Here is a 23,503-nt window from a genome sequence, read left to right on the forward strand (position 1 = left end):
GTTTCCCGCCTTGACATGACCGGATGCGTATCCGATCATTCGATCACAAACAGAGCAATTGTTCGCGTGCAGAGCGTTCGCTCACCGCGCGGTGCAGACTCGAAACGAACCGGAGACACGCAGTGACAGCGCGATTGCAAGGCAAGGTAGCGATCCTCACAGGTGCGGCAAGCGGAATCGGTGAAGCGGTGGCCCGCCGGTACCTGGACGAAGGTGCGCGCTGCGTGCTGGTCGACGTCAAGTCCGCCGACGCCTTCGGACACGCTCTGCGCGACACGGACGGCGAGCGCGTGCTGACCCTCAGCGCCGACGTCACACGCCGTGAGGACATCCAGCGTATTGTCGCGAGCACCATCGAGCGTTTCGGTCAGATCGACATCCTCTTCAATAACGCCGCGCTGTTCGACATGCGTCCGATTCTCGACGAATCGTGGGACGTGTTCGACCGGTTGTTCGCCGTCAACGTCAAAGGCATGTTCTTCCTGATGCAGGCCGTCGCGCAGCGGATGGTCGAGCAGGGGCAGGGCGGCAAGATCATCAATATGTCATCGCAAGCCGGCCGGCGCGGCGAAGCACTGGTTTCGCACTATTGCGCGACCAAGGCTGCGGTGCTTAGCTATACACAGTCGGCTGCGCTCGCTCTGGCGCCGCACAAGATCAACGTCAACGGGATTGCCCCTGGCGTGGTCGACACGCCCATGTGGGAGCAGGTCGACGCGCTGTTCGCCCGTTACGAGAATCGCCCGCTGGGCGAGAAAAAACGTCTGGTCGGCGAAGCTGTGCCGCTCGGCCGCATGGGTGTGCCCGCTGACCTGACCGGTGCGGCACTGTTTCTCGCTTCGGCCGACGCCGATTACATCACCGCGCAAACCCTGAACGTCGACGGCGGCAACTGGATGAGCTAACGCACGGCGCAAGCCCGCTCAACACCCCGTTGGTATAACAACGCAGCAAAACATAACGTACTAGAAAGGAGACAAGTGATGAAACCAGCCTTTAAACCTACGCTGAAAGCGATCAGCGCCGCGGCGCTGGCGTGCGCAGCACTGAGCGCGTCGGCCGCGACGGTGACCATCGCCACGTTGAACAATCCGGACATGATCGAGCTGAAGAAGCTCTCGCCCGCGTTTGAGAAGGCCAATCCGGACATCAAGCTCAACTGGGTGATCCTCGAAGAAAACGTGTTGCGCCAGCGCGCCACGACTGACATCACGACCGGCAGCGGCCAGTTCGACGTGATGACCATCGGCGCTTACGAGACTCCGCAATGGGGCAAGCGCGGCTGGCTCACGCCGATCACCAATCTGCCCGCCAGCTACGATCTGAACGACGTCGTGAAGACGGCGCGCGAAGGGCTGTCGTACAACGGCTCGCTGTACGCGCTGCCGTTCTACGTCGAAAGCTCGATGACTTACTACCGCAAGGACCTGTTCGCGGCGAAGGGCCTCACCATGCCCGATCAGCCGACCTATGACCAGATCCAGCAATTCGCCGACAAGCTGACCGACAAGGCCAACGGCATGTACGGCATCTGCCTGCGCGGCAAGGCTGGCTGGGGCGAGAACATGGCCTATGCGACGACGGTGGTGAACACCTTCGGCGGCCGCTGGTTCAACGAGAAGTGGGAGCCGCAGCTCACCTCGCCGGAATGGAAGAAGGCCATCACCTTCTACGTCAACCTGCTGCAGAAAGACGGCCCGCCGGGAGCCAGCTCGAACGGCTTCAACGAAAACCTGACGCTGATGTCCTCGGGCAAGTGCGCGATGTGGATCGATGCGACGGTGGCCGCCGGCATGCTGTACAACAAGCAGCAATCGCAGATCGCCGACAAGGTGGGTTTCGCTGCTGCCCCGACCGAAGTGACGCCGAACGGCGCGCACTGGCTGTGGGCCTGGGCGCTCGCCATTCCGAAGTCGTCGAAGCAGGCCGACGCGGCGAAGAAGTTCATCGCATGGGCCACTTCGAAGGAATACATCGAAATGGTCGCGAAGGACGAAGGCTGGGCCTCGGCGCCTCCGGGAACGCGGCAATCGACGTACGCGCGTCCCGAGTACAAGGCTGCGGCTCCGTTCGCAGACTTCGTGCTGAAGGCGATCGAAACGGCTGATCCGAACCATCCGACAGCGAAGCCGGTGCCCTATACGGGTGTGCAGTTCGTCGGGATTCCTGAGTTCCAGTCGTTTGGCACGGTGGTGGGTCAGAGCATCTCGGGCGCGGTTGCCGGTCAGATGACCGTCGATCAGGCGCTGGCGGCCGGGCAGGCCACAGCCGAGCGCGCGGTGCGTCAGGCCGGCTATCTGAAGTGACGTGAAACACGCCGGCTGACGCCAGTTGGCCGGCCCCTGCAGCACAGCGGGCCGTCACGGTTGCAACCTGAGTGTCTGATCCCACGCCGCGCAGCGTTGCTGCGCGACTCGAGATGACGCTCAAGCCAAAGCAGCCGCGATGTCCCGCGCTTTACCGAACAGGTGGTCACATCATGCGTCCTCTGCGCCTTTCTCTCATGCATGCCCATCCCCAGACTGAAAAAGAACGCGAAACGCGTAAAGCCAATTCCGCACGCTGGCTGGCCGCGCCGTCCACGGCCGTGCTGGTCCTGTGGATGGCGATTCCGCTCGCGATGACAATCTGGTTCTCGTTCTCGCACTACAACCTGCTCAATCCCGACGAGAAAGGTTTTGCCGGGATCGACAACTACAAATACCTGGCTTCCGATCCGTCGTTCGGGCCGTCCATCGGGCACACACTCGAACTGATCATCTCCGTGCTGGTGATCACGGTGGTGGGCGGTGTGTTGATGTCGGTGCTATTCGACCGGAAGTTCTACGGCCAGGGCGTGGCACGATTGCTCGCCATTGCGCCGTTCTTCGTGATGCCGACCGTCAGCGCGCTGATCTGGAAGAACATGATCCTGCACCCGGTGTACGGGTTGATCGCACAGGGCATGCGCGCCATCGGCATGCAGCCGATCGACTGGTTCGCCGACTATCCGCTCACCGCGATCATCATGATCGTGTCGTGGCAGTGGCTGCCGTTCGCGTTCCTGATTCTGTTCACGGCGATCCAGTCGCTCGACCAGGAGCAGAAGGAAGCGGCCAAGATTGACGGTGCCGGCGCTTTTTCGATGTTTTTCTACATCACGCTGCCTCACCTCAAACGGGCGATTGCGGTGGTGGTGATGATGGAAACCATTTTCCTGCTGTCGATCTTCGCTGAAATCTATACGACCACCGGCGGTGGCCCGGGCACGGCAACCACTAACCTGTCGTACCTGATCTATTCGCTCGGCCTGCAGCAGTTCGATGTCGGGCTGGCCTCGGCGGGCGGGATTCTCGCGGTCGTGCTGGCGAATATCGTGTCGTTCTTCCTTGTCCGCATGCTCGCGAAGAACCTGAAAGGGGAGTACGAAAAATGAGCCACGTTGCCTCTTCACCTGTTACCACGAGCGTGAAAAGCTCGACGCATTCGCCGATGGCCGTCGTCAAGCGTGCGCTTCCCGGGGTGCTCGCGTGGATCATCGCGCTGCTGCTGTTTTTCCCGATCTTCTGGATGACGATCACCGCATTCAAGACCGAGCAGCAGGCGTACGCGTCGTCACTGTTCTTCATTCCCACGCTGGACAGTTTTCGTGAGGTGTTCGCCCGTAGCAACTACTTCTCGTTTGCGTGGAATTCGGTGCTGATCTCGGCGGGTGTCACGATCGTGTGTCTGCTGCTTGCCGTGCCGTGCGCCTATGCGATGGCCTTCTTCCCGACGCGCCGCACGCAGAAACTGCTGCTGTGGATGCTGTCGACCAAGATGATGCCGTCGGTCGGCGTGCTGGTGCCGATCTATCTGCTGTGGAAGAACTCGGGGCTGCTCGATTCGGTGTCGGGTCTGATCATCGTCTATACGCTGATCAATCTGCCGATCGCGGTGTGGATGACCTTCACGTATTTTGCCGAAATTCCGCGCGACATTCTCGAAGCCGGACGTATCGACGGCGCGGCGACCTGGCAGGAAATCGTCTATCTGCTGATGCCGATGTCATTGCCGGGTCTCGCATCAACGGCGCTGCTGCTGGTGATCCTGTCGTGGAACGAAGCGTTCTGGAGCATCAACCTGTCCAGTTCGAATGCCGCGCCGCTGACGGTGTTCATTGCGTCGTATTCGAGTCCGGAAGGCCTGTTCTGGGCCAAGCTGTCGGCGGCTTCGTTGCTGGCGGTGGCGCCGATCCTGATCGTCGGCTGGCTGTCGCAGAAGCAACTGGTGCGCGGCCTCACGTTCGGGGCGGTTAAATGACCGTAGGCCCTGTAACGGAAGCGAATCTCGCGCTGATCTGCGATTGCGACGGTGTCCTGATCGACAGCGAAGCCGTGGCGGCACGCACGCTGGTGCACGAACTCGAGGCGCGCTGGCCGGGGTCGGATGTCGAACCGGTGGTTCTGCCGCTGTTGGGCTTGCGCATCGAACGCGTGCTGGACGGCGCCGCCGCCCGGCTGGGCAGAACCCTGTCCGCCGAAGACGTCGACACGATACGGCGCGCGGTCGAAGAAGCGGCAGTTCAGGCACCCGCGGTGGCCGGCATCGCCGAAGCGCTCGCGCAGATTCCCTTGACGAAGGCCTGCGCAAGCAACAGTTTCAGGCCGTATGTCGAGACGGTGCTGGCGCGCACGGGTCTCAAGCAGTTTTTCGGCGAGCGGCTGTATTGTGCGGATTCGGTGGCTCAGCCGAAGCCTGCGCCGGACGTGTATCTGGCGGCGGCGCGCGGCTTCGGCGTGGAAAGCACGGCGTGTCTGGTCGTGGAAGACAGCGTGACCGGTGTGACCGCGGCCAACGCGGCGGGTATGACGGTGCTGGGCTTTATTGGCGGCGGTCATGCGAGCGAGGCGCAGATCGATGCGCTGCACGCGGCGGGCGCGGCTCATGTGTTCGACGACATGACGCAGTTACCGGCACTGGTGGCGCAATGGACCCAGCGCGTGACGGCGGAATCGCAATGAGCGCAGTATCGGATTGAAACGGGTTGTACCGACGACGCAGCAAGACGGCGCGCGCAGAACCCTTCAGCAGATCAACGTAGTACCAGCAACACACGGAGACACATCATGGCAAGCTTAACGCTGCGGAACATCAGAAAAGCTTACGACGACAACGAAGTGATGCGCGACATCAACCTCGACATCGCGGACGGTGAATTCGTCGTGTTCGTCGGCCCGAGCGGCTGCGGAAAATCCACGCTGATGCGCATGATCGCCGGCCTCGAAGACATCACCGACGGCGACCTGAATATCGACGGCACGCGCGTGAACGACATTCCGCCGGCCAAGCGCGGCATTGCGATGGTGTTCCAGTCATACGCGCTGTATCCGCACATGACGCTGTACGACAACATGGCATTCGGCCTGAAGCTCGCCGGTACCAAGAAGCCGGAGATCGACGCGGCGGTGCGCAATGCGGCGAAGATCCTGCACATCGATCACCTGCTGGATCGCAAGCCGAAGCAGTTGTCAGGCGGTCAGCGGCAACGGGTGGCGATTGGCCGCGCCATCACGCGCAAGCCGAAGGTGTTCCTGTTCGACGAACCGCTGTCGAATCTGGACGCCGCGTTGCGCGTAAAGATGCGCCTCGAATTCGCCCGTCTGCACGACGAACTGAAGACCACCATGATCTACGTGACGCACGATCAGGTCGAGGCCATGACGCTCGCCGACAAGATCGTGGTGCTGTCAGCGGGCAATGTGGAGCAGGTCGGCTCGCCGACCATGCTGTATCACGCGCCGGCCAACCGCTTTGTCGCGGGGTTTATCGGCTCGCCCAAGATGAACTTCATGGAAGGCGTGGTGCAGTCGGTCACGCACGACGGCGTCACGGTGCGCTACGAAACCGGCGAAACGCAACGTGTGGCGGTGGAACCGGGCGCGGTGAAGGTGGGCGACAAGGTGACGGTGGGCATTCGTCCTGAACATCTGCACGTGGGCGCGGCTGACGACGGTGTTTCGGCTCGCACGATGGCGGTGGAATCGCTTGGTGACGCGGCGTATCTGTACGCGGAATCGAGCGTTTCGCCGGAGGGCCTGATTGCGCGCATTCCGCCGCTTCAACGGCAAACCAAGGGTGATATGCAAAAGCTCGGCGCCACGCCCGAGCATTGCCATCTGTTCGACGCTAACGGGCAAGCGTTCCAGCGCAAGATCGTGGAAGTGCTGGCGGCTTGATGAGGTGAAAGGACGCGGCGCACGCTGCGTCCGATGCGGTGTCGGTTCAGGCGGCCAGCGGCCGCCTGTTTCTTTTCGGGCTACGCCCCCAGCGCGGCTCGCGCGCACAGCTCATCGGTCACCAGCCCCGACAGCCAGCCGCCCTTGAGCACCGCAATGACTGCGTCGTGTTTGTGCATGCCGCCGGCGAAGCCGATTGTCGGACGGCGCGGCGGCGAATCCAGCGCGACGCTGGTGACGCGATCGCCGGTGGGCGAATCGACGTGCATACCGGAGGCGTCGATGGGCAACCCCAGCATCTCGGCCACCGCCTTGCGCTGGACCAGTTCCTTGACCTCCGCGCCGGTGATGAAGCCGTCCTCGTGCAGCGGACAGTGCGGCCCGACATTGCCGATCCCGACAAACGCGACATCCGCCTCGCTCGTCAGCGCTTCGACGATCCGGTACAGGCGGTGATTGCACCACTGGGCGCGTTCGGCGATGCTGTCGGCGAGCAGCGGCGCCGGCAGCAGAAAATGCTTGCCGCCCGTCTTCTCCGAAATGTGCAGCGCGACGTCATAGCGGTTCGAGGAGCCGTCCTGGGCGATCGCCCCTACCATGGATACCAGCCGGTGCTGCGGACGCTCTATCTGCGCGATCTGATCGACCGCGGCTTTCAGCGTACGGCCGCTTCCGACGGCGATCACCATCGGCTTTTCTTCGTTGAGGTAGCGCTCCATCACCTGCGCGCCGGCGACGGCCAGCTTGCGGTCGATTTCCTCGGGCGTGTCGCTGTCGACCGGCACCACTTCGCACATTGTCAGTCCATAGCGCTTCGACAACTGTTCGGCGAGCGACAGGCAGTCGGCCAGCTGATGGTCGACCCGCACCCGGATCAGGTTCTTCTCGACGGCGAACGCGACCAGCCGCTGCGCGACGGGGCGCGAAACCTGCAGCTTCTCGGCGATCTCGTTCTGGGTGTTGCCGGCCACGTAGTAGAGCCAGGCGGCGCGAGTGGCGAGGTCGAGTTTTTCGTTGGACTTGGGCACGATAGGCTTCTTTTGATGTGCGCCGAGGATAGGCAGTCGCTCAGCCTGCCGATCCCGGCATGGAGATCACCTGAATCACCTAGGCCAGCCGCTCGCGCGACGGGTCGAACAGCGGCCGCACATGCCGGTACAAGGCGCGGAAACCCTCGAGACGTTGGCGCAACGCGGCGTGCCGCTCGGGGTTCGGCGTGAACTCGAGTTCCACCGGCGGCTTGGTCAGGACTTTGGCCGGATCGCCGCCTGCCGCGAGCCAGCCCAGACGTGCCGCGCCCAATGCTGCGCCGGTTTCGCCGCCGCCGTGCTTGCGGGTGGTCGTGTTCAGCGCGTCGGCCAGCAGTTGCGCCCAGTAGTTGCTGCGCGCTCCGCCGCCGAGCAGCGATAACGCGCTGGCCTCAGTGCCGGCCGCGCGCAGGGCGTCGAGTCCGTCGGTCAGCGCGAAGCTCACGCCTTCGAGCACCGCGTAGCCGAGCAACGCCCGATCCGTTGCGTGGCTCATGCCGAAGAACACGCCCTGTGCGTACGGGTCGTTATGCGGCGTACGCTCGCCTGACAGGTACGGCAGGAAGAACGGCGCGCTCGCCAGTGCATCGGGCTTGAGCGCTTCGATTTCGGCGAGCAGGGTGGGCTCGTCGGTGGAGGTGAGCTTGCAGACCCAGCGCAGGCAACTCGCCGCCGACAGCACGACGCTCATCTGATGCCAGCGGTCGGGAATCGCATGGCAAAACGCGTGCACGGCCGAGGCAGGATTCGGCCGGAAGCTGTCGCCCACCACGCATAACACGCCTGACGTGCCGAGCGACACGAAACCGTCGCCCGGCTGGGTCGCACCGATGCCGATCGCGCTGGTCGCGTTGTCGCCACCGCCCGCCGCCACGACGACGCTTTCGCTCAGGCCGAACTCGCGCGCGACATCGGCGCGCAAGGTGCCCGACGACTCGCTGCCTTCGCACAGCCGCGGCATCTGCGAGCGGCGCATGTCGCATGCGGCCAGCAGCGCGTCGGACCAGTCGCGTCTGGCGACGTCGAGCCACAGCGTGCCGGCCGCATCCGATGGATCGGAGACCTTGTCGCCGGTCAGCTGCAAGCGCAGATAGTCCTTCGGCAACAGCACGTAAGCGGTCTGTTTGAAAATGTCCGGTTCATGGCGCGCGACCCATAGCAGCTTCGGCGCGGTGAAGCCGGGCATGGCCAGATTGCCGGCAATCCTGTGCAATTCGGGCGCGCGTTCGGTCAGCTCGGCGCATTCCTCGACGCTGCGCATGTCGTTCCACAAGATGGCCGGGCGCAACACGCGCTCTTGCGCGTCGAGCAGGACTGCGCCGTGCATCTGGCCGGACAGGCCAATGCCGCGGATCTGCGCGAATTCGTCGGGATGCCTCGTGCGCAGCGTGAACAATGCGGCACGCGTGCCTTCCCACCAGTCGGAGGGATTCTGTTCGGCCCAGCGCTGATGCGGGCGCGAGACGGTAAACGGCGAACCTGCCGTGCCGATCACGCGGCCATCGGACGCGAGCAGCAGGACTTTCACTTCGGACGTGCCGAGGTCGATGCCGAGATACATGGGCGCGGAACCTTCGTCGATGAGGATGCGCTACTTTAGCCGCACACGGCAGGCGATGCCATGGGCGTTAGACCTGACCCGTGGGCGGCCAGGTGCGGATTCGTGATGGGTCGCGGCGGCGCCGGCGAGGCGGGTTTGCGTTCAGGCATGTTCGCGACATGCCTGAACCGGCCGGTTCGTTTCTGCTCGTACCTCTGCTCGTACCCGTTGAGCCCGCGCCGCGCTTCGCTGTCGGCGCGCGGCGTGAGAGATGATCGAACTCAGGCGCCGCGTTTGGCGAGCCAGCCGTCCACCCGGCCGAGCGCGCCGCGCAGCGCCTTTTCGAGGTGGGGCGTCTGCGCCATGCTGCCCCACAGCAGCCGGTCCGCGCAAAACGCCTGCAATGGATCGGGCGCGGCAAAGAACCCGCGCGCGACCTTTTCATCCATCACGCCGTCCTGATACTGGTACGGCAGCTTGCCGGCCTGCCAGCGATCGAGGAACCGGAAGAACAGCGCGGGCAGCATCGCCGTGGCCGCTGGTTCGACACCGCGCTCGAAGCACTCGGAGAGCGTCGGCGCGATAAAGCCCGGGATCTTCGAGAAGCCGTCCGCGGCCACCCGCTGATTCGTGTCCTGGATATGCGGATTGCTGAAGCGATCCAGCACGACGTCGCGGTAGCGCGCCAGATCCAGCGGGCTTGGCGTGAGGCACGGAATCACGTCCTGGGTGACGTAGTCGTAGGCGAACTGGCGGATCTCAGCGTCAAGCGTGCCTTCGTGGATATAGCGCAGTCCGACCAGCGTACCGGCCCACGCGATGCAGCTGTGCGTGGCGTTGAGGATGCGGATTTTGGCCTCCTCGTACGGCACCACCGATTCGACCATTTCCGCCCCGACGCGCTCCCACGCCGGACGCCCGGCCACAAAACGATCTTCGATCACCCACTGGATAAAGGCTTCGCCCATCACCGGCACGGCATCGTCGAAGCCGGTGGCGGCCAGCACGCGTTCGCGCACGTCGGGCGTCGGACGCGGCGTGATGCGGTCGACCATCGAACTGGGCGAGCTCGTGTTGGCGTCGAACCATGCCTTCAGCGGGTTGGCGCCGCGTCGTTCGAGAAACTCGCTCATGCCCGCGTGGAATCGCTCGCCGTTGCTGCGCAGGTTGTCGCAGCTTTGCAGCGTGACCGGGCCCGCGTTGCTTTGCATGCGCGCTTCGAGGATAGCCGCCAGCGCACCGTAAATGGTGCCGTGGCCGCCCTTGAGATCGGCGCCGAGGTCCGGGTTGGCGGTGTCGAGGCGGTCGTGTTCGTCGAGGTAGTAGCCGCCTTCCGTGACGGTGAACGCGATGACCTTGCAGGCCGGATCGGCCCCCGCTTCGATCAGTCCGTCGAGACTCGCGGACCAGGGCAACACGCGTTCGATCGAGCGGACCGTCTCATAGGCGCGCTCGCCGGCGGGCGTGACCGTTTCGAGCGTATACACGCCGTCCTGCGCAGCCAGCCCTTCGAGCACGGGGTTCATGTCGCCGCGAATATTGCCGACCGTGAGCGACCAGCGCGGCTCGCCGTCCTTGCGAATTTCGTTGAGCTTGTGCAGATACCACGCCTGATGGGCGCGATGAAACGATCCTGCGCCGATGTGCAAGATCACATGGGCGTCCGCGACGCCGCCTTGGCCGCTGTTCATTTGCGTCTCCTTTGTCGACCGGATCTGGCGCTTGAGCGGGCAGTCCGGTCCCATGCAATATGTTTGCGAAAATCTTTCGCGCACGATCTGCGCGTGCGTTTTCTGATGCGGAGCATTTGCTCTGTCTGTGAGCGAATGATCGTACCCGGCGAATCGAAAGTCAAGGCGGCAAACCCGGCTATCTGTGGCGCAGCGCGGCGTGGCACGGGCTTAAGCGGCGAGCTGGCAACCCGCCAGGGGTGTGCCAAGGGCTTCTGCGGCGCTGCTGCGTCGCATCAAATTTGACCTGCTTTGCGCCGGGACCAGCCCGGGTGAAAAAAGTATCGGTCCGCGGTTTCTTTAAGAGTGGCCTGTCGTGCTTTTCAGGGTTACCTTTAGTTGTTACCCGCTGCTCGTCCTTTGCACCCGGCATGAATACCACGTTCGATTTTTCGGGCCGTTCGATTCTCGTCACCGGGGCGTCGAGCGGCATTGGCCGCGCGACCGTCGAACTGTTATGCGCCAGCGGTGCGAACGTCGTCGCGGCTTCGCGCAACGTGAACGAACTGGCGCACCTCGCCGAAGAGACTGGCTGCGATCCGCTGGTGCTCGACGTGGGCAGTCCGGAAGCCATTCACGAAGCGCTCGCGGATCTCGACGCCTTCGACGGCCTGGTCAATTGCGCGGGCATCACCGTGCTCGAGAAGGCAGTGGATACGACGGCAGAGAGTTTCGACCGCGTGATGGCGGTGAATGCGCGCGGGGCGGCGCTGGTGGCGCGTCATGTAGCGCGCGGAATGATGGCGGGCCGGCGGCAGGGCAGCATCGTCAATGTATCGAGCCAGGCGGCGCTGGCGGCGCTGGATGATCATCTGAGTTATTCGGCGTCGAAGGCCGCGCTGGATGCCATCACACGGACCCTTTGTATCGAGCTTGGGCCGTATGGGATCCGCGTGAATAGCGTGAATCCCACGGTGACGCTCACGCCGATGGCGGTGCAGGCGTGGAGCGATCCCGCTCGGCGCGAGCTTGCGTTGCAGGGCATTCCGTTGCGGCGCTTTGCGCAGCCGCACGAGGTAGCGCAGCCGATCCTGTTTTTGCTGAGCGACGCGGCTTCGATGATCAGCGGTGTGGCCTTGCCGATCGATGGCGGCTATACGGCGCGTTGAGCGGCGCGGCGAGCGCGGCGTCTCACCGCGCTCGTCTGTCGCCGGCAGCCTGTCGCCTATAGCATGGTCCGAACCTGCCACAGTTCTGGAAACAGCACCACGTCCAGCATTTTTCGCAGATACGCCGCGCCGCTCGTGCCGCCCGTGCCTTGCTTGGAACCGATAATCCGCTCCACCGTCGTCACATGGCGAAAGCGCCACTGACGGAACGCGTCTTCCAGATCCACCAGTTCCTCGGCCATTTCGTACAGCTCCCAATACTGCGACGGATTGCGATAGACCTCGAGCCACGCCGCTTCGACCGATGCGTCGTGCGTGGTCGGTTGGGTCCAGTCGCGCTCGAGCCGTTCGGGCGCAATCGCAAAGCCGCGCCGCGCGAGCAGGCGGATCACTTCGTCATAGAACGAGGGCGCTGCGAGCGTGGCCCGAACTTCCGCGAGCACCTCGGGACGATGTGCATGCGGCTTGAGCATCAGCTCATTCTTGTTGCCGAGCAGAAACTCGATCTGCCGATACTGGTGCGACTGGAACCCGGACGAACTGCCGAGATATGGCCGCATCGCGGTGTATTCAGACGGCGTCAGCGTCGATAGCACGCTCCACGCCTGCACCAGTTGCTCCAGGATGCGCGACACGCGTGCGAGCATCTTGAAGGCGGGCGGCAATTCATCGCGATGCACTGCGTCGAGCGCGGCACGCAGTTCATACAACGCGAGCTTCATCCATAGTTCGCTCGTCTGATGCTGGATGATGAACAGCATCTCGTTGTGGTCCGGCGAGAGCGGATGCTGGGCCGACAGGATCGAACCCAGCGACAGATAATCGCCATAGCTCATCGACTTCGAGAAATCGAGCTGGGCGTTGTGCCAGGCGTCGTCGGCGGGCGGCACGTGGGTCGCCGCGTGGGCTGGCGCCGCGCCGCCATGCCCGAACGGGCAGCCTTGTGCGGACGCCGTTGCGCCCGGCACGCCTGGTGTTTCCGGCAAACCAGGCGTTTGCATGTGATCGGTCATCGCGCGTCTCCTCAGGTCACCGCGCCGCGCGCCGCAAACTCGGGCGCCCGCCAGGTCTCTTTGGCGAGCACTTCGTGCAGCGTTTCGACGGCATCCCATACATCGACGAAGCGCGTGTACAGCGGCGTAAAGCCGAAGCGCAACACACGCGGTTCGCGATAGTCGCCGATCACGCCGCGTGCGATCAATGCCTGCATCACTTCATAGCCGTGCGGATGCGCGAAGCTCGCATGCGAGCCGCGCTGCGCGTGCTCACGCGGCGTGACGAGTTCGAGCGGAAACTCGGCGCAGCGCGCTTCGACCAGTTCGATGAACAGATCGGTCAGCGCGAGCGACTTCTGGCGGATCGCCTGCATATCGGTTTGCAGAAACACGTCGAGTCCGCATTCGATCAGCGCCATCGAGACCATCGGTTGCGTGCCGCACAAAAAGCGGCCGACGCCGTCATCGGGCTGATAAACCGGATTCATCTCGAACGGTGCGCGGTGTCCCCACCAGCCGGACAGCGGCTGCGCGAACGCACTCTGATGCCGGTGCGGCACCCACACGAACGCCGGCGAACCCGGTCCGCCGTTCAGATACTTGTAGGTGCAGCCCACCGCATAGTCCGCGCCGACGCCATTCAGATCCACCGGCACCGCGCCCGCCGAATGCGCAAGATCCCACAGCGCGAGCGCGCCCCTGTCGTGGATCAGCCGGGTCAACGCGGCCATATCGTGCATGTAGCCGGTGCGATAGTTGACGTGCGTAATCATGGCGATTGCCGTGTCGTCGCCAATCGCCGCGGGCAGCTCGGATGGATCGTCGACGAGGCGCAGTTCATAGCCGCGGTCGAGCTGTTCGATCAGACCCTGGGCGATGTACAGATCCGACGGAAAGTTCGAACGCTCCGAGACGATCACCCGCCGCTTCGGGTCGCGCTGATGCGCCATCCGTAGCGCAGCCGAGAGCAGCTTGAACAGGTTGATCGAAATCGTATCGGTGACGACCACCTCGTTGTGCGCCGCGCCGATCAGCGGCGCGAGCTTGTTGCCGAGCCGCCGTGGCAGCGCGAACCAGCCCGCGCCATTCCAGCTGCGGATCAGCCCTTCGCCCCATTCAGCGGCAATCACGGTCTGGGCGCGCTGCGCGGCGGCGGCCGGCGGTACGCCGAGCGAATTGCCGTCGAGATAAATCGTGGTGGTCGGCAGCGCGAACTGGTCGCGCAGCGGCGCGAGCGGATCGGCTCGGTCGAGCGCAACGGCTTCTTCACGGTTGTTCATGGTGATCCAGTCAAAGGGTGGGAGTCGTTAGAGGCCGGGCGTGGCAGTCAAGGCGCGCAGTACCGCGCGAACCGGGCTGGCGTCGAGCGTGGCGAATTTGAGCGGCAGCGCGATCAACTCGTAGTCGCCGGGTGCGACGGCATCCAGCACGATGCCTTCGAGGATTGCCATGCCGTGTGTGCGGATCCGGTGATGCGCGTCCATCGTCTTCGAATCCTGCGGGTCCAGCGACGGCGTGTCGATGCCGATCAGCCTGACGCCGTGGGCCGCAAGCAGGTCGATCGTCTCCGGCGCGACCGCGCAAAAGGCGCTGTCCCATGCGCTGGTGGGCGCGCTTTGGTAGGTGCGCAGCAGCACGCGTGGCGGCACGTCGCGCAGCGCGCCGTCGAGATGCCCGGGTGTCACGACCGGCGTAGCGCCGATGCAGTGAATCACCCGGCATGGCCCCAGATAGGTGTCGAGCGGCACCGCGCCGATCGCAGCGCCGTGCTCGTCATAGTGGAGCGGGGCGTCGGTATGCGCGCCGGTGTGGGGCGAGATCGTCAGGCGTGCCACGTTGACCGGCGAGCCGGCTTCCATGCGCCAGACGCGCTCGATGCCGACCGGCGTATCGCCCGGCCAGACGGGCGTGGCGGGGTCGATGGCAGGGGTGATGTCCCAGATCGTACTCATGTCTTTTGTGCGTCTCCTGCGGGTCTCCGATGGGTCAGAACGGCTTATGGCAGGAATGATAGGCGTGCTGTCGCGAAATGTGCTTGCGAAAAAATCTCGTTTTTTGCTCTCTCTTGGAACATAATTTGATGCAAATGGGAAAGGGAGACCGAATATGAACGCGATCTCGCTCGACGCCACCGATTGCCGTATCTTGACGGTGCTTCAGCAAGAAGGAAGGATCAGCAATCTAGACCTGGCGGAGCGAATCTCGCTCTCGCCATCGGCTTGCCTGCGGCGACTTCGGCTGCTGGAGGAGCAGGGGGTCATCGAACGTTACCGGGCGTGCCTGAACCGTGAGGTGCTGGGTTTCGAACTGGAAGCGTTCGTGCAGGTATCCATGCGCAACGACCAGCAAAACTGGCATGAGACCTTCGCGGAGGCGTTGCGAGACTGGCCGGAGGTGGTCGGCGCGTTCGTCGTGACCGGCGAGACGCACTACCTGCTGCGCGTGCTCGCGCACAACCTCAAGCACTATTCGGATTTCGTGCTGCAACGTCTGTACAAGGCGCCCGGCGTAATGGATATCCGCTCGAACATCGTGCTGCAGACGCTCAAGGAGGACTCGGGCGTGCCGGTGGCACTGGTGCCCGGCGCGGAAGCGGGCAGCGGCGGCGGTTCGGCGTGAAGCGGTCTTAAGCGGCCTGGCACGGCGTAACACCGCCTAACACGGCCTGAAACGGCCTGAGGACTAGAGCCGCTTCAGCCCGTGGAACTGGCCGTTCTGGAACACCAGCGGCTCCACGTCCTCGGCGTGTTCCCGCACGCCGCAGCGTTCCACTTCGCCTACGAAAATGACGTGGTCGCCTTCTTCATAGCGGCTGCGGTTATGGCATTCAAACCACGCTAGCGCACCGTCGAGCACCGGCATGCCGGAATCGCCCGCCGCGTGCGAAACCCCTTCGAAACGATCCCCCTTCACGGTGGCAAAGCGCTTGCACAGGTCGAGCTGCGACGCGGCCAGCACGTTGACCACATAATGACTGTTGCTGCGGAACACCGGCATTGACGCCGAGCGCGTCGCGAGGCTCCACAACACCAGCGGCGGCGCGAGCGACACGGAATTGAACGAACTGGCGGTAATGCCGATCAGCTGGCCGGACGCCGCACGGGTGGTGATCACCGTGACGCCGGTGGCGAACTGGCTCAGCGCCTGTTTGAAGGCGGTCTGGTCGAAATTGGGCGGATTGGCGTGCTTCATTGGACGCGGGTCCACTGGGCTGACAGGGCTGAGGAGTGTGGCGCGCGAATGGAAGAAATTGATTCGAAAGTCATGTAGAAAATCGGCGATTTGTCCCAATTTTAACGGAATCGCGGGCAGGCCGACCGTGAAGCGTAGCGGTTATCCACGGTGCGGCCCGTTCAGACGAAGCGTGGCGCGCTTTATGCGCGTGACCGGTATGGCCGCCAGGCTGACGAATCGGGCGGCAGCGCGGCGTGGCCCAGCGCTAGAGCGGGCGGCATTCAACAAGGAGCAGGCAGCATGAGTCAGACAGGCGAAATTGCCACCCTCGGTGGTGGGTGTTTCTGGTGCCTCGAAGCGGTGTACCTGGGTGTCGACGGTGTGACGGCGGTGGAATCCGGCTATGCGGGCGGCCAGGTGAGCCGGCCGACCTATGAGCAGGTCTGCGACGGCGAGACGGGCCACGCCGAAGTGGTGAAGGTCGAATTCGATCCGGCGAAAATCAGCTTCCGCGAGATTCTCGACATTTTCTTCGCGATCCACGATCCGACCCAGCTTAACCGGCAGGGCAACGATGTCGGCACGCAATACCGCTCGGTGATCTTCACGCATTCGGACGCGCAGCGCGAAACGGCCTTGCAGGCGATCCGCGAGATTGCCGCCGAAGGCATCTACGACGGGCAGATCGTCACCCAGGTGCTGCCGCTCGACGGCAACTACTGGCCCGCCGAAGCCTATCATCAGAACTATTTCGCGCAGCATCCGAATCAGGGCTATTGCTCGTTCGTGGTCGCGCCGAAGGTCGCGAAGTTTCGGCAGAAGTTTGCCCATCGGATCAAGGCGAGTTGATCCTCTGATGGCGTCGGCGCGTTTGCGGAATTTCGCAATCCAAAGCGCGCCGGCTCATCCGGCAGGCTCGTCCGCCTTGCCGGGTGCGCTTTCCTCGCTGATCCGCGCGTAGGCGTCGGCGATCGCACGCCCCAGTTTCACGCAGGTCAAGGGCGCCGATCCCTCGGCCTTGTTGTTGACTGCAATCACCACCGGCTGACCGGCAAACGCGTAGCGTGCCGCCAGCTCGGCGAGAGCGATACGGGTAGCCGGATCCTCATCCACCAGGCGGTCGAACGGCTCGTATTTGGCCTTCGCCTGCTCATACCTGAAGCCGCCATGCAGGCTCCAGCGCACGATCAGCGGACCGGCCGGCTCGTCGCCATCCAGCAGCGCCAGCGCTGCCGCCTGCCGCAGCGGATCCGGCATCCGTGCGTGAATTCCGACGCAATAGCGCACGCCGGCCGCCTTGAGCGTGCGAATGAAGCGCGGCGTCAACAGACAGGCATCGCGGATTTCGACCGCGTAGCTCGTGCCATCCGGCAGCGCCGGCAAGGCCGCCAGAAACTCGCCGAGTCGTTCGATGAAGCCCGCCAGGGCCGCCAGCATCTGATCTGGCAACGGCGAAAACTGGAACACCAGCGAACCCGCTTTCGCGCCTAAACCGTCGAGGCAGGGCCGCACGAATTCATCAATTGCCAGCTGTGCATTCAGGAAGCACGGATTGAGCGACACCGGTTCGCCGCGTTCGGCGCGCACGGTGGCGTCGGTGACCAGCGCGGGCGCCTTGACGATGAAGCGGAAGTGATCCGGCACCTGCTGGGCATAGCGCAGGTAATCGGTGATGGTCAGCGGCGCATAAAACGAACGGTCGATGCTCACCGTTCGCAGCAGCGGATGCGCGCCATAGGCGCTGAGGCCGTCGCGCGAGAGCTTGCTGTTGCTGTAGTCGTCGCCGTAGACGATGCCCTTCCAGCCCGGAAACGACCACGTCGAGGTACCCAGATGCACCTGCGGCGGCAGCGCGTTGGCCACTTCCAGCACTTCGGGCGAGGGGTCGACGGCGAAAACCACCCGGGTGCGGCGTTTTTTGGGTGGGGTGGCAGGCGCTGAGGCCGGCTCATCGGCGAGGGCGGGTGGCGTCTCTTCATCCTGCCAGAGCGTGGCGACACCCGGCACCGTGGACTCAGGTGCGGTGTGCTGTGCCGCGGAAACGGAGGCCGAGATGGCTGACCCACTGCGGCGAGCGCCGCTTGCCGTGCCATCCGCACCATTCGCAGCACCAGTCACCACAACCGGCATACCGAACAGATCCAGTTGTCCGGCTTGCCCGCTCGCATCGTCAACCCGATGACCGTCGCCCGTCACGCGCGGGAATTCGCCTGCTCTGCCTTCGTCCATCTGTCCAGGTGTGCTGTGTTGAAGAGTGCGCCGGGGCGGCTGCACGACGGTGCTGAGCTCCGGCGCAACCGCGTCACAGCGATTTGTCGTACATATAATGCCGCGACCACGGCAGGCTCGTCGCGCTGCGACCGGCCTTGCGGCACACCACCTGGTAGATCGACACGTCGTCGTTCTCGAACGCGTACGCGCAGCCCGCCAGATACACGCGCCAGATGCGGAATTTCTCGTCGTCCACCAGCTTGCGTGCTGCTTCAGCGTGGGTTTCGAAGTTTTCCGCCCAGATGTCGAGCGTGTGCGCATAGTGACGGCGCAAACTTTCGACGTCAACCGCTTCGAGGCCGCCGCGCTGCATGGCTTCGAGCGCGAGGCTGATGTGCGGCAGTTCGCCGTCCGGGAACACATAGCGGTCGATGAACTCGCCGCCGCCCAGCGCCGTCTCGCCGCTATCCGAATCGCTCGAGGTGATGCCGTGGTTCATGGCGACGCCGTCGTCGACCAGCAGATCGTGCATCTTCTTGAAGTAGCCCGGCAGATTCTTGCGGCCGACGTGTTCGAACATGCCGACGCTGGTGATGCGATCGAACTGCCCGTCGACGTCGCGGTAGTCCTGCAGGCGGATCTCGATCCTGTCTTCCAGACCGGCCGCCTTGACGCGCGCGGTTGCCAGATCGAACTGGTTTTGCGACAGCGTCACGCCCACGCACTTCGCACCGAATCTGGAGGCAGCACGCAACACGAGCGCGCCCCAGCCGCAGCCGATATCCAGCAGACGCTGGCCGGGTTGCAACTGGATTTTCGTCAGGATGTGGTCGATCTTCTTGATCTGCGCGGCGGCGAGATCTTCGTCGCCGTTTTCGAAGTACGCACACGAGTACACCATGTTCTCGTCGAGCCACAGCTTGTAGAACTCGTTCGAGACATCGTAGTGGTACTGAATAGCTTTTTTGTCCGACGATTTCGAATGACTGAAGTAGCGTCGTACGCGGGCGAGCTTGCCTGCGCTCGTCACCGTGCTACGCGCGAGCGAGTAGCCGATGTTGATGATGTCCGACAGCTTGCCTTCTATGTCGATCTTGCCCTTCACGTACGCCTCGCCCAGATTGTCGAGGCTCGGTTCGAGCAGCAGCGGCAGCGCCGAGGCACTGTTCACTTTCAGTGTGACTTGCGGTGCCGCGAAGGTGCCGAAGTCGTGTTGCTGACCGTCCCACAGTACAAGGCGTGCTGGCAGGTTCGCCCTGGTTCGTACTTCTTCCACCCACTGCGCCAGCTTTTTCTCCCAGAACATGCGATCTCTCCGCGTCCGATGAAATACAAAGCAAAGCTTTCACAGCCGCTGCGTGCCGTGGCGTGATTCCCAAGCCTCGATGGCCGCGCGACCCAGCCGGTGTGGGCGCTGCTTCTATGGCAGCGCGGGCACCGGCGTTGTATATAGATTCAGGGCGATAGACGGGCGATCTGCCAATCGCTGCTATCAGCCGAACGAGTGTAGAGCAGGCGATCGTGCAAACGCGACGGCCGGCCTTGCCAGAATTCTATTGCATCGGGAATCAGACGGTAGCCGCCCCAATGTGGCGGCCGCGGCGGATGTTCACCGTATTGCGCGCTGATTTCCTTTTCACGCGCTTCGAGTGCCGCGCGGCTTTCAATTACCTGACTCTGTTCCGATGCCCATGCACCGATCCGCGAACCGAGCGGCCGCGAGTAGAAGTACTGATCGCTTTCCTCGGCACTGGTCTGGACCACGCTGCCCTCGACGCGCACCTGGCGCTCCAGTTCGATCCAGTAAAACAGCAGGCTTGCATGCGGGTTGTCCGCGAGTTCGCGGCCCTTGCGGCTTTCGTAGTTGGTGAAGAACACGAACCCCCGCTCGTCGACACGCTTGATCAGCACGATGCGCGCCGAAGGACGGCCGCGCGCATCGACCGTGGCCAGCGTCATCGTATTCGGCTCGGGTAGCTTTGCCTCGACGGCCTGCGCAAACCACGCGTCGAATTGACGGATCGGATTGCGATCGACATCGGCTACGTCCAGCGAACCGAGCGAATAATTTTTGCGGAGGTCAGCGAGTGTGGTCATCTTCTTATGCGAGCGCTACAGTTGGGCCAGTATAGCCAGGGAACGAATTTTCTGCGTGCGGCGCGACAGGCCTCGCGGGGCCTGAAATGCCGATGGGTATGTCATCGCGGCCGGCCCGATGTCACGTGATCAGGCAAAATAGCGGATTGGCTCGCGCACGTCTTTGACGTATGCGGTTTGGACTGAAGCCCAGTGCGCCGCGCGCCCGTTTTTTCTCTGCTTTTTTGTTCGATCACGACGAGCCCTCTGACCATGTCGACCCCCACCGAAACCGTCCACAACGATCTTACTACCGGCCCCGGGGCCTTTGAAGACGCCGACCACGCGCGGCGTTTCGGCGGCATTGCACGGCTGTACGGCGCGCCGGCGCTCGCCGCGTTCGAGCGCGCGCGGGTGGCGGTGATCGGCATCGGCGGCGTCGGCTCGTGGGTGGCCGAGGCGCTCGCGCGGAGTGCGGTGGGTTCGCTCACGTTGATCGATCTCGACAATGTTGCCGAGAGCAATACAAACCGGCAGATTCATGCGCTCGACGGCAACTATGGCAAGCCGAAAGTCGAAGCGATGGCCGAGCGGATTGCGCAGATCAACCCGCTGTGTGATGTGCGTCTAGTAGAAGACTTCATTGAGCCGGATAACTTTGCGTCGGTACTGGGCGGCGGCTTCGATTATGTGATCGATGCAATCGACAGCGTGCGCACCAAGACCGCGTTGATCGCATGGTGCGTCGAACAGGGCCAGCCGTTGATCACGGTGGGCGGCGCGGGCGGCCAGCTCGATCCGACGCGCATCCGCATCGACGATCTGGCGCTTACCATCCAGGACCCGTTGCTGTCGAAAGTGCGCGCGCAACTGCGCAAACAGCACGGCTTCCCGCGCGGGCCGAAGGCGAAGTTCAAAGTGAGTGCGGTGTATTCGGACGAGCCGCTGATCTATCCGGAAGTGGCGGTTTGCGACATCGACGAAGAGGCCGAGCACGTGACGACCACACCGGGCCATACCGGGCCGGTCGGATTGAACTGCGCGGGGTTTGGTTCGAGCGTGTGCGTGACGGCAAGCTTCGGCTTTGCTGCGGCCGCACATGTCTTGCGCGCGCTGGCGCAGCGCGCGGCGGCGTAATTCTTCTAGCGCAGCCGGGGTGGGGGCGTTACAAGACGCTCAGGCGCGCACGCGTCACACTTCGCGCCGCGCCTGAACGGAGTGAACCGCTGCGGATCAGTCGGTCAGTACAACGCCGCGCTGAGCTTGCGGCGCCACTGCGCGACGATTTCCGGCTGATGCGCGGCCAGATCGAACACCGACAGCATGGTTTTGCGGCCAATGTCGTCGCGGAACGTGCGGTCGCGCTGCACGATGGCCAGCAGATGCTCGAGCGCGCCCGCGTACTTGCGCCGCGCAATCAGTGCGCTGGCGAGGTCGAAGCGGGCTTCGAGGTCGGCCGGGTCGGCGACGACGCGGGCTTCGAGCGCGTCGGTGGGCGGCAGGTCGGCGGCGGCATCCACAGCGTCGAGGCGTGTCTTGATGGCATTGAAGCGCGGGTCGATTCCCTGGGTTGTTTTCGGCGATAGCACGTCGACCTGGTTGCGCGCCTCGTCGATCTGGTTGTCTTCCAGCAGCATCTCGATCAGGTCCATGCGTGCGTCGTCAAAGCCCGGATCGTAAGCGAGCGCGGCCTTCAGTGCGTCGTAGGCGTCTGGGCGACGGCCTTCGGCAAGGGCCGCCTGCGCTTCGACGCGCGCGGCTTCGGCGCCTTCCGGCACCAGCCGGTCGATGAAAGCGCGCAACTGGCTTTCCGGCAGCACGCCGATGAACTGGTCGACCGGCTGGCCGTCAGCAAACGCGACCACGTGCGGAATGCTGCGCACCTGGAAGTGCGCGGCCAGTTCCTGATTCTCGTCGACGTTGACCTTCACGAGACGCCACTTGCCGGCGTATTCGGCTTCGAGCTTTTCCAGCATCGGACCGAGCGTCTTGCACGGGCCACACCATTCCGCCCAGAAGTCGACCAGCACCGGCGCGAGCGTCGAGGCCGCGATTACGTCTTTTTCAAAAGTTGCCAGGGTGGTTTCCATTGCTTCCTCGTCCGTATAACGATTCGTTTATTCGTTTCACCAGATGGGGGCGAACGCGCTGGGTTCAATGCTCGACGCGCGGGCGTGGCGAGCCCGGAGCCCGGCCACCTGGGTGCGCCGGGCGCGCCTGTCCAATGCCCGTTTGGCGGGCTCGACGGACGCGCCCCGGCTAATGCGTCGGTTTGCGCTCGGGCAGCGGGATAAACTCCGTTTCCCCGGGCACATGCCCCATTTCCTGATTGGTCCACGCGAGTTTGGCCTGCTCGATTTTCTCACGCGAACTGGCGACAAAATTCCAGTCGATGAAGCGCTCGCCGTCCAGCTTCTCGCCGCCGAGCAGCATCACCGTGGCGCCGCCGGTGCTGGCGAGCGTAACCGTTTCGTCCAGTGCCAGCACAGCCATCTGACCGACTTCGAGCGGGGTGCCGTCGATTTCGAGATCGCCTTCCACCAGGTACACGCCGCGCTCTTCGTGTTCCGGTTCGAGCGCGAACGCGCCGCCCGGCGTGAAATGCGCCGCTACATAGAGCGTGCCTGAAAACGTCGTGACCGGCGCGGTCTGGCCGAACGCCGTGCCGGCGATGACGCGCAGCGTGACGCCGTTGCGCTCGATTTCCGGCAGCGTGGCGGCGGCGTGATGCTCGAACGACGGCTCGACGTCTTCGTGTTCGAGCGGCAATGCAACCCAGGTCTGGATGCCGTGCATGGTCTGGCCGCTCGCGCGATCTTCGGCGGGCGTGCGTTCGGAATGGACGATGCCGCGGCCGGCGGTCATCCAGTTGACGTCGCCGGGGACGATTTTCTGTTCGGAGCCGAGGCTGTCGCGATGCATGATCGCGCCTTCGAACAGATAGGTGACAGTGGCGAGTCCGATATGCGGATGCGGCCGCACATCGAGGCCGACACCCGGTTCGAGTGTAGCGGGGCCCATGTGGTCGAAGAAAATGAACGGGCCGATCAGACGCGCGGCCATGGCGGGCAGCACGCGCCGCACGGTCAGACTGCCGACGTCGCGCAGATGGGGCTTGAGGACTGCTTTGATCGATGAGGACATGGGCAGCTCGGTAGGTGGTGAATGAGGGTCATTCTACTGGGGAGCGGGGGACGGTGCCGTTTTGGGGCGGCGAGCCGCGAGAGACTGTCGGTTTGCGCCGCGCTGAATCGTGTGACTTCTGCTCAAGGCGCCTATCCAGGCTATGGTTTTTTCAATCCCCACTCCGCTAAACTCCCCTTTCAAACAACTTCAGGAGACGGCGATGACGCCAAAGGATCTGCTGCTCGCGCTGGTCGTCGTCGTGGCGTGGGGCGTGAACTTTGTCGTGATCAAGGTGGGGCTGCACGGCGTACCGCCGA

The 23,503-nt window shown here is 63.7% G+C and carries 22 protein-coding genes and 1 pseudogene; 11 read left to right on the top strand and 12 right to left on the bottom strand.

Translation table 11 applies throughout. From position 1 onward, the window contains the following. Positions 1-122 precede the first annotated feature (122 nt). The 6 genes from VGH41_RS05300 (at position 123) to VGH41_RS05325 (ending at position 6,197) form a co-directional block, all read left to right on the top strand. Positions 123-905 (top strand): L-iditol 2-dehydrogenase, encoded by a 783-nt coding sequence (locus VGH41_RS05300; protein WP_331596294.1) that lies wholly within the window; start codon positions 123-125, stop codon positions 903-905. Positions 906-983: 78 nt separating this feature from the next. Next, positions 984-2,306: a sugar ABC transporter substrate-binding protein gene (locus VGH41_RS05305; protein ID WP_331596295.1), complete on the top strand. Its 1,323-nt coding sequence runs from the start codon at positions 984-986 to the stop codon at positions 2,304-2,306. A 173-nt stretch (positions 2,307-2,479) separates the two neighbouring features. Next, a complete protein-coding gene (locus tag VGH41_RS05310) occupies positions 2,480-3,415 on the top strand; it encodes a sugar ABC transporter permease (protein WP_331596296.1) in 936 nt (311 codons plus the stop codon). A gap of 56 nt (positions 3,416-3,471) precedes the next feature. Beyond that, positions 3,472-4,281 carry a carbohydrate ABC transporter permease gene (locus tag VGH41_RS05315; RefSeq protein WP_331596317.1) on the top strand — a complete coding sequence of 270 codons (810 nt, stop codon included), beginning with the start codon at positions 3,472-3,474 and terminating at the stop codon, positions 4,279-4,281. Then, entirely contained in the window at positions 4,278-4,982 is a 705-nt protein-coding gene (locus tag VGH41_RS05320) for an HAD family phosphatase (protein WP_331596297.1), read from the top strand. The genes VGH41_RS05315 and VGH41_RS05320 overlap by 4 nt, the downstream gene beginning before the upstream one ends. A gap of 105 nt (positions 4,983-5,087) precedes the next feature. Continuing rightward, positions 5,088-6,197: a sn-glycerol-3-phosphate ABC transporter ATP-binding protein UgpC gene (locus VGH41_RS05325; RefSeq protein WP_331596298.1), complete on the top strand. Its 1,110-nt coding sequence runs from the start codon at positions 5,088-5,090 to the stop codon at positions 6,195-6,197. A gap of 80 nt (positions 6,198-6,277) precedes the next feature. Here the strand turns inward: VGH41_RS05325 and VGH41_RS05330 are convergent, their stop codons facing one another. The 3 genes from VGH41_RS05330 to dalD form a co-directional block, all read right to left on the bottom strand. Continuing rightward, complete coding sequence (locus tag VGH41_RS05330; RefSeq protein ID WP_331596299.1) at positions 6,278-7,225, bottom strand: sugar-binding transcriptional regulator; 948 nt, start codon at positions 7,223-7,225, stop codon at positions 6,278-6,280. Positions 7,226-7,304: 79 nt separating this feature from the next. After that, positions 7,305-8,786 carry a xylulokinase gene (gene xylB / locus VGH41_RS05335; RefSeq protein WP_331596300.1) on the bottom strand — a complete coding sequence of 494 codons (1,482 nt, stop codon included), beginning with the start codon at positions 8,784-8,786 and terminating at the stop codon, positions 7,305-7,307. A gap of 260 nt (positions 8,787-9,046) precedes the next feature. After that, the gene (dalD, locus tag VGH41_RS05340) at positions 9,047-10,456 is read right to left on the bottom strand and encodes a D-arabinitol 4-dehydrogenase (RefSeq protein WP_331596301.1); all 1,410 of its coding nucleotides are present in this window, start codon (positions 10,454-10,456) and stop codon (positions 9,047-9,049) included. Between the two features lie 410 nt (positions 10,457-10,866). On the opposite strand from dalD, the gene VGH41_RS05345 reads away from it, so the two are divergent. Beyond that, complete coding sequence (locus VGH41_RS05345; RefSeq protein WP_331596302.1) at positions 10,867-11,604, top strand: SDR family oxidoreductase; 738 nt, start codon at positions 10,867-10,869, stop codon at positions 11,602-11,604. Between the two features lie 56 nt (positions 11,605-11,660). Here the strand turns inward: VGH41_RS05345 and kynA are convergent, their stop codons facing one another. From kynA to kynB, 3 genes are read right to left on the bottom strand one after another with little or no spacing between them, the layout of a single operon-like run. Continuing rightward, positions 11,661-12,617, bottom strand: coding sequence for a tryptophan 2,3-dioxygenase (gene kynA, locus VGH41_RS05350; RefSeq protein ID WP_331596303.1), 957 nt, complete (start codon positions 12,615-12,617; stop codon positions 11,661-11,663). Between the two features lie 11 nt (positions 12,618-12,628). After that, on the bottom strand, positions 12,629-13,879 hold the full coding sequence (gene kynU, locus VGH41_RS05355; protein WP_331596304.1) for a kynureninase: 1,251 nt from the start codon (positions 13,877-13,879) through the stop codon (positions 12,629-12,631). A 27-nt stretch (positions 13,880-13,906) separates the two neighbouring features. Beyond that, positions 13,907-14,551: an arylformamidase gene (gene kynB, locus VGH41_RS05360; RefSeq protein ID WP_331596305.1), complete on the bottom strand. Its 645-nt coding sequence runs from the start codon at positions 14,549-14,551 to the stop codon at positions 13,907-13,909. 154 nt (positions 14,552-14,705) lie between these two features. Between kynB and VGH41_RS05365 the strand changes: the two genes are divergently transcribed. Then, on the top strand, positions 14,706-15,218 hold the full coding sequence (locus VGH41_RS05365; protein ID WP_331596306.1) for an Lrp/AsnC family transcriptional regulator: 513 nt from the start codon (positions 14,706-14,708) through the stop codon (positions 15,216-15,218). A gap of 63 nt (positions 15,219-15,281) precedes the next feature. Here VGH41_RS05365 and VGH41_RS05370 read toward each other — a convergent pair whose 3' ends face one another. Beyond that, complete coding sequence (locus tag VGH41_RS05370) at positions 15,282-15,791, bottom strand: flavin reductase family protein (RefSeq protein ID WP_331596307.1); 510 nt, start codon at positions 15,789-15,791, stop codon at positions 15,282-15,284. Between the two features lie 282 nt (positions 15,792-16,073). On the opposite strand from VGH41_RS05370, the gene msrA reads away from it, so the two are divergent. Continuing rightward, on the top strand, positions 16,074-16,622 hold the full coding sequence (msrA, locus tag VGH41_RS05375) for a peptide-methionine (S)-S-oxide reductase MsrA (RefSeq protein ID WP_331596308.1): 549 nt from the start codon (positions 16,074-16,076) through the stop codon (positions 16,620-16,622). A gap of 54 nt (positions 16,623-16,676) precedes the next feature. On the opposite strand, the gene VGH41_RS05380 is transcribed toward msrA, so the two are convergent. The 3 genes from VGH41_RS05380 to pdxH all read right to left on the bottom strand — a co-directional run bounded on the left by VGH41_RS05380 (position 16,677) and on the right by pdxH (position 20,081). Beyond that, complete coding sequence (locus VGH41_RS05380) at positions 16,677-18,002, bottom strand: DUF72 domain-containing protein (protein ID WP_331596309.1); 1,326 nt, start codon at positions 18,000-18,002, stop codon at positions 16,677-16,679. Positions 18,003-18,075: 73 nt separating this feature from the next. Beyond that, positions 18,076-19,290: a cyclopropane-fatty-acyl-phospholipid synthase family protein gene (locus tag VGH41_RS05385; protein WP_331596310.1), complete on the bottom strand. Its 1,215-nt coding sequence runs from the start codon at positions 19,288-19,290 to the stop codon at positions 18,076-18,078. A 149-nt stretch (positions 19,291-19,439) separates the two neighbouring features. After that, positions 19,440-20,081, bottom strand: coding sequence for a pyridoxamine 5'-phosphate oxidase (gene pdxH / locus VGH41_RS05390; RefSeq protein WP_331596311.1), 642 nt, complete (start codon positions 20,079-20,081; stop codon positions 19,440-19,442). Positions 20,082-20,333: 252 nt separating this feature from the next. On the opposite strand from pdxH, the gene tcdA reads away from it, so the two are divergent. Further along, complete coding sequence (tcdA, locus tag VGH41_RS05395; RefSeq protein ID WP_331596312.1) at positions 20,334-21,197, top strand: tRNA cyclic N6-threonylcarbamoyladenosine(37) synthase TcdA; 864 nt, start codon at positions 20,334-20,336, stop codon at positions 21,195-21,197. 104 nt (positions 21,198-21,301) lie between these two features. On the opposite strand, the gene trxA is transcribed toward tcdA, so the two are convergent. Both trxA and VGH41_RS05405 read right to left on the bottom strand, forming a co-directional pair. Beyond that, positions 21,302-22,150 (bottom strand): thioredoxin, encoded by an 849-nt coding sequence (gene trxA, locus VGH41_RS05400; protein ID WP_331596313.1) that lies wholly within the window; start codon positions 22,148-22,150, stop codon positions 21,302-21,304. A gap of 169 nt (positions 22,151-22,319) precedes the next feature. Then, positions 22,320-23,204 (bottom strand): pirin family protein, encoded by an 885-nt coding sequence (locus tag VGH41_RS05405; protein WP_331596314.1) that lies wholly within the window; start codon positions 23,202-23,204, stop codon positions 22,320-22,322. A 202-nt stretch (positions 23,205-23,406) separates the two neighbouring features. Here VGH41_RS05405 and VGH41_RS05410 point away from each other — a divergent pair. Then, positions 23,407-23,503: pseudogene (locus tag VGH41_RS05410) on the top strand (O-acetylserine/cysteine exporter); the annotation flags it as partial.

This window comes from Paraburkholderia sp., assembly GCF_036488795.1.
In the GTDB taxonomy this organism is placed as follows: Bacteria; Pseudomonadota; Gammaproteobacteria; order Burkholderiales; family Burkholderiaceae; genus Paraburkholderia.

What these genes read in the sequence shown, in the direction of transcription:
- kynU (WP_331596304.1), bottom strand. Translation starts at nt 13,879, where the DNA reads ATGAACAACCGTGAAGAAGCCGTTGCGCTCGACCGAGCCGATCCGCTC.
- VGH41_RS05365 (WP_331596306.1), top strand. Translation starts at nt 14,706, where the DNA reads ATGAACGCGATCTCGCTCGACGCCACCGATTGCCGTATCTTGACGGTG.
- kynA (WP_331596303.1), bottom strand. Translation starts at nt 12,617, where the DNA reads ATGACCGATCACATGCAAACGCCTGGTTTGCCGGAAACACCAGGCGTG.
- trxA (WP_331596313.1), bottom strand. Translation starts at nt 22,150, where the DNA reads ATGGAAACCACCCTGGCAACTTTTGAAAAAGACGTAATCGCGGCCTCG.
- VGH41_RS05380 (WP_331596309.1), bottom strand. Translation starts at nt 18,002, where the DNA reads ATGGACGAAGGCAGAGCAGGCGAATTCCCGCGCGTGACGGGCGACGGT.
- VGH41_RS05405 (WP_331596314.1), bottom strand. Translation starts at nt 23,204, where the DNA reads ATGTCCTCATCGATCAAAGCAGTCCTCAAGCCCCATCTGCGCGACGTC.
- tcdA (WP_331596312.1), top strand. Translation starts at nt 20,334, where the DNA reads ATGTCGACCCCCACCGAAACCGTCCACAACGATCTTACTACCGGCCCC.
- VGH41_RS05370 (WP_331596307.1), bottom strand. Translation starts at nt 15,791, where the DNA reads ATGAAGCACGCCAATCCGCCCAATTTCGACCAGACCGCCTTCAAACAG.
- pdxH (WP_331596311.1), bottom strand. Translation starts at nt 20,081, where the DNA reads ATGACCACACTCGCTGACCTCCGCAAAAATTATTCGCTCGGTTCGCTG.
- msrA (WP_331596308.1), top strand. Translation starts at nt 16,074, where the DNA reads ATGAGTCAGACAGGCGAAATTGCCACCCTCGGTGGTGGGTGTTTCTGG.
- VGH41_RS05385 (WP_331596310.1), bottom strand. Translation starts at nt 19,290, where the DNA reads ATGTTCTGGGAGAAAAAGCTGGCGCAGTGGGTGGAAGAAGTACGAACC.
- VGH41_RS05315 (WP_331596317.1), top strand. Translation starts at nt 3,472, where the DNA reads ATGGCCGTCGTCAAGCGTGCGCTTCCCGGGGTGCTCGCGTGGATCATC.
- dalD (WP_331596301.1), bottom strand. Translation starts at nt 10,456, where the DNA reads ATGAACAGCGGCCAAGGCGGCGTCGCGGACGCCCATGTGATCTTGCAC.
- VGH41_RS05345 (WP_331596302.1), top strand. Translation starts at nt 10,867, where the DNA reads ATGAATACCACGTTCGATTTTTCGGGCCGTTCGATTCTCGTCACCGGG.
- xylB (WP_331596300.1), bottom strand. Translation starts at nt 8,786, where the DNA reads ATGTATCTCGGCATCGACCTCGGCACGTCCGAAGTGAAAGTCCTGCTG.
- VGH41_RS05310 (WP_331596296.1), top strand. Translation starts at nt 2,480, where the DNA reads ATGCGTCCTCTGCGCCTTTCTCTCATGCATGCCCATCCCCAGACTGAA.
- kynB (WP_331596305.1), bottom strand. Translation starts at nt 14,551, where the DNA reads ATGAGTACGATCTGGGACATCACCCCTGCCATCGACCCCGCCACGCCC.
- VGH41_RS05305 (WP_331596295.1), top strand. Translation starts at nt 984, where the DNA reads ATGAAACCAGCCTTTAAACCTACGCTGAAAGCGATCAGCGCCGCGGCG.
- VGH41_RS05325 (WP_331596298.1), top strand. Translation starts at nt 5,088, where the DNA reads ATGGCAAGCTTAACGCTGCGGAACATCAGAAAAGCTTACGACGACAAC.
- VGH41_RS05320 (WP_331596297.1), top strand. Translation starts at nt 4,278, where the DNA reads ATGACCGTAGGCCCTGTAACGGAAGCGAATCTCGCGCTGATCTGCGAT.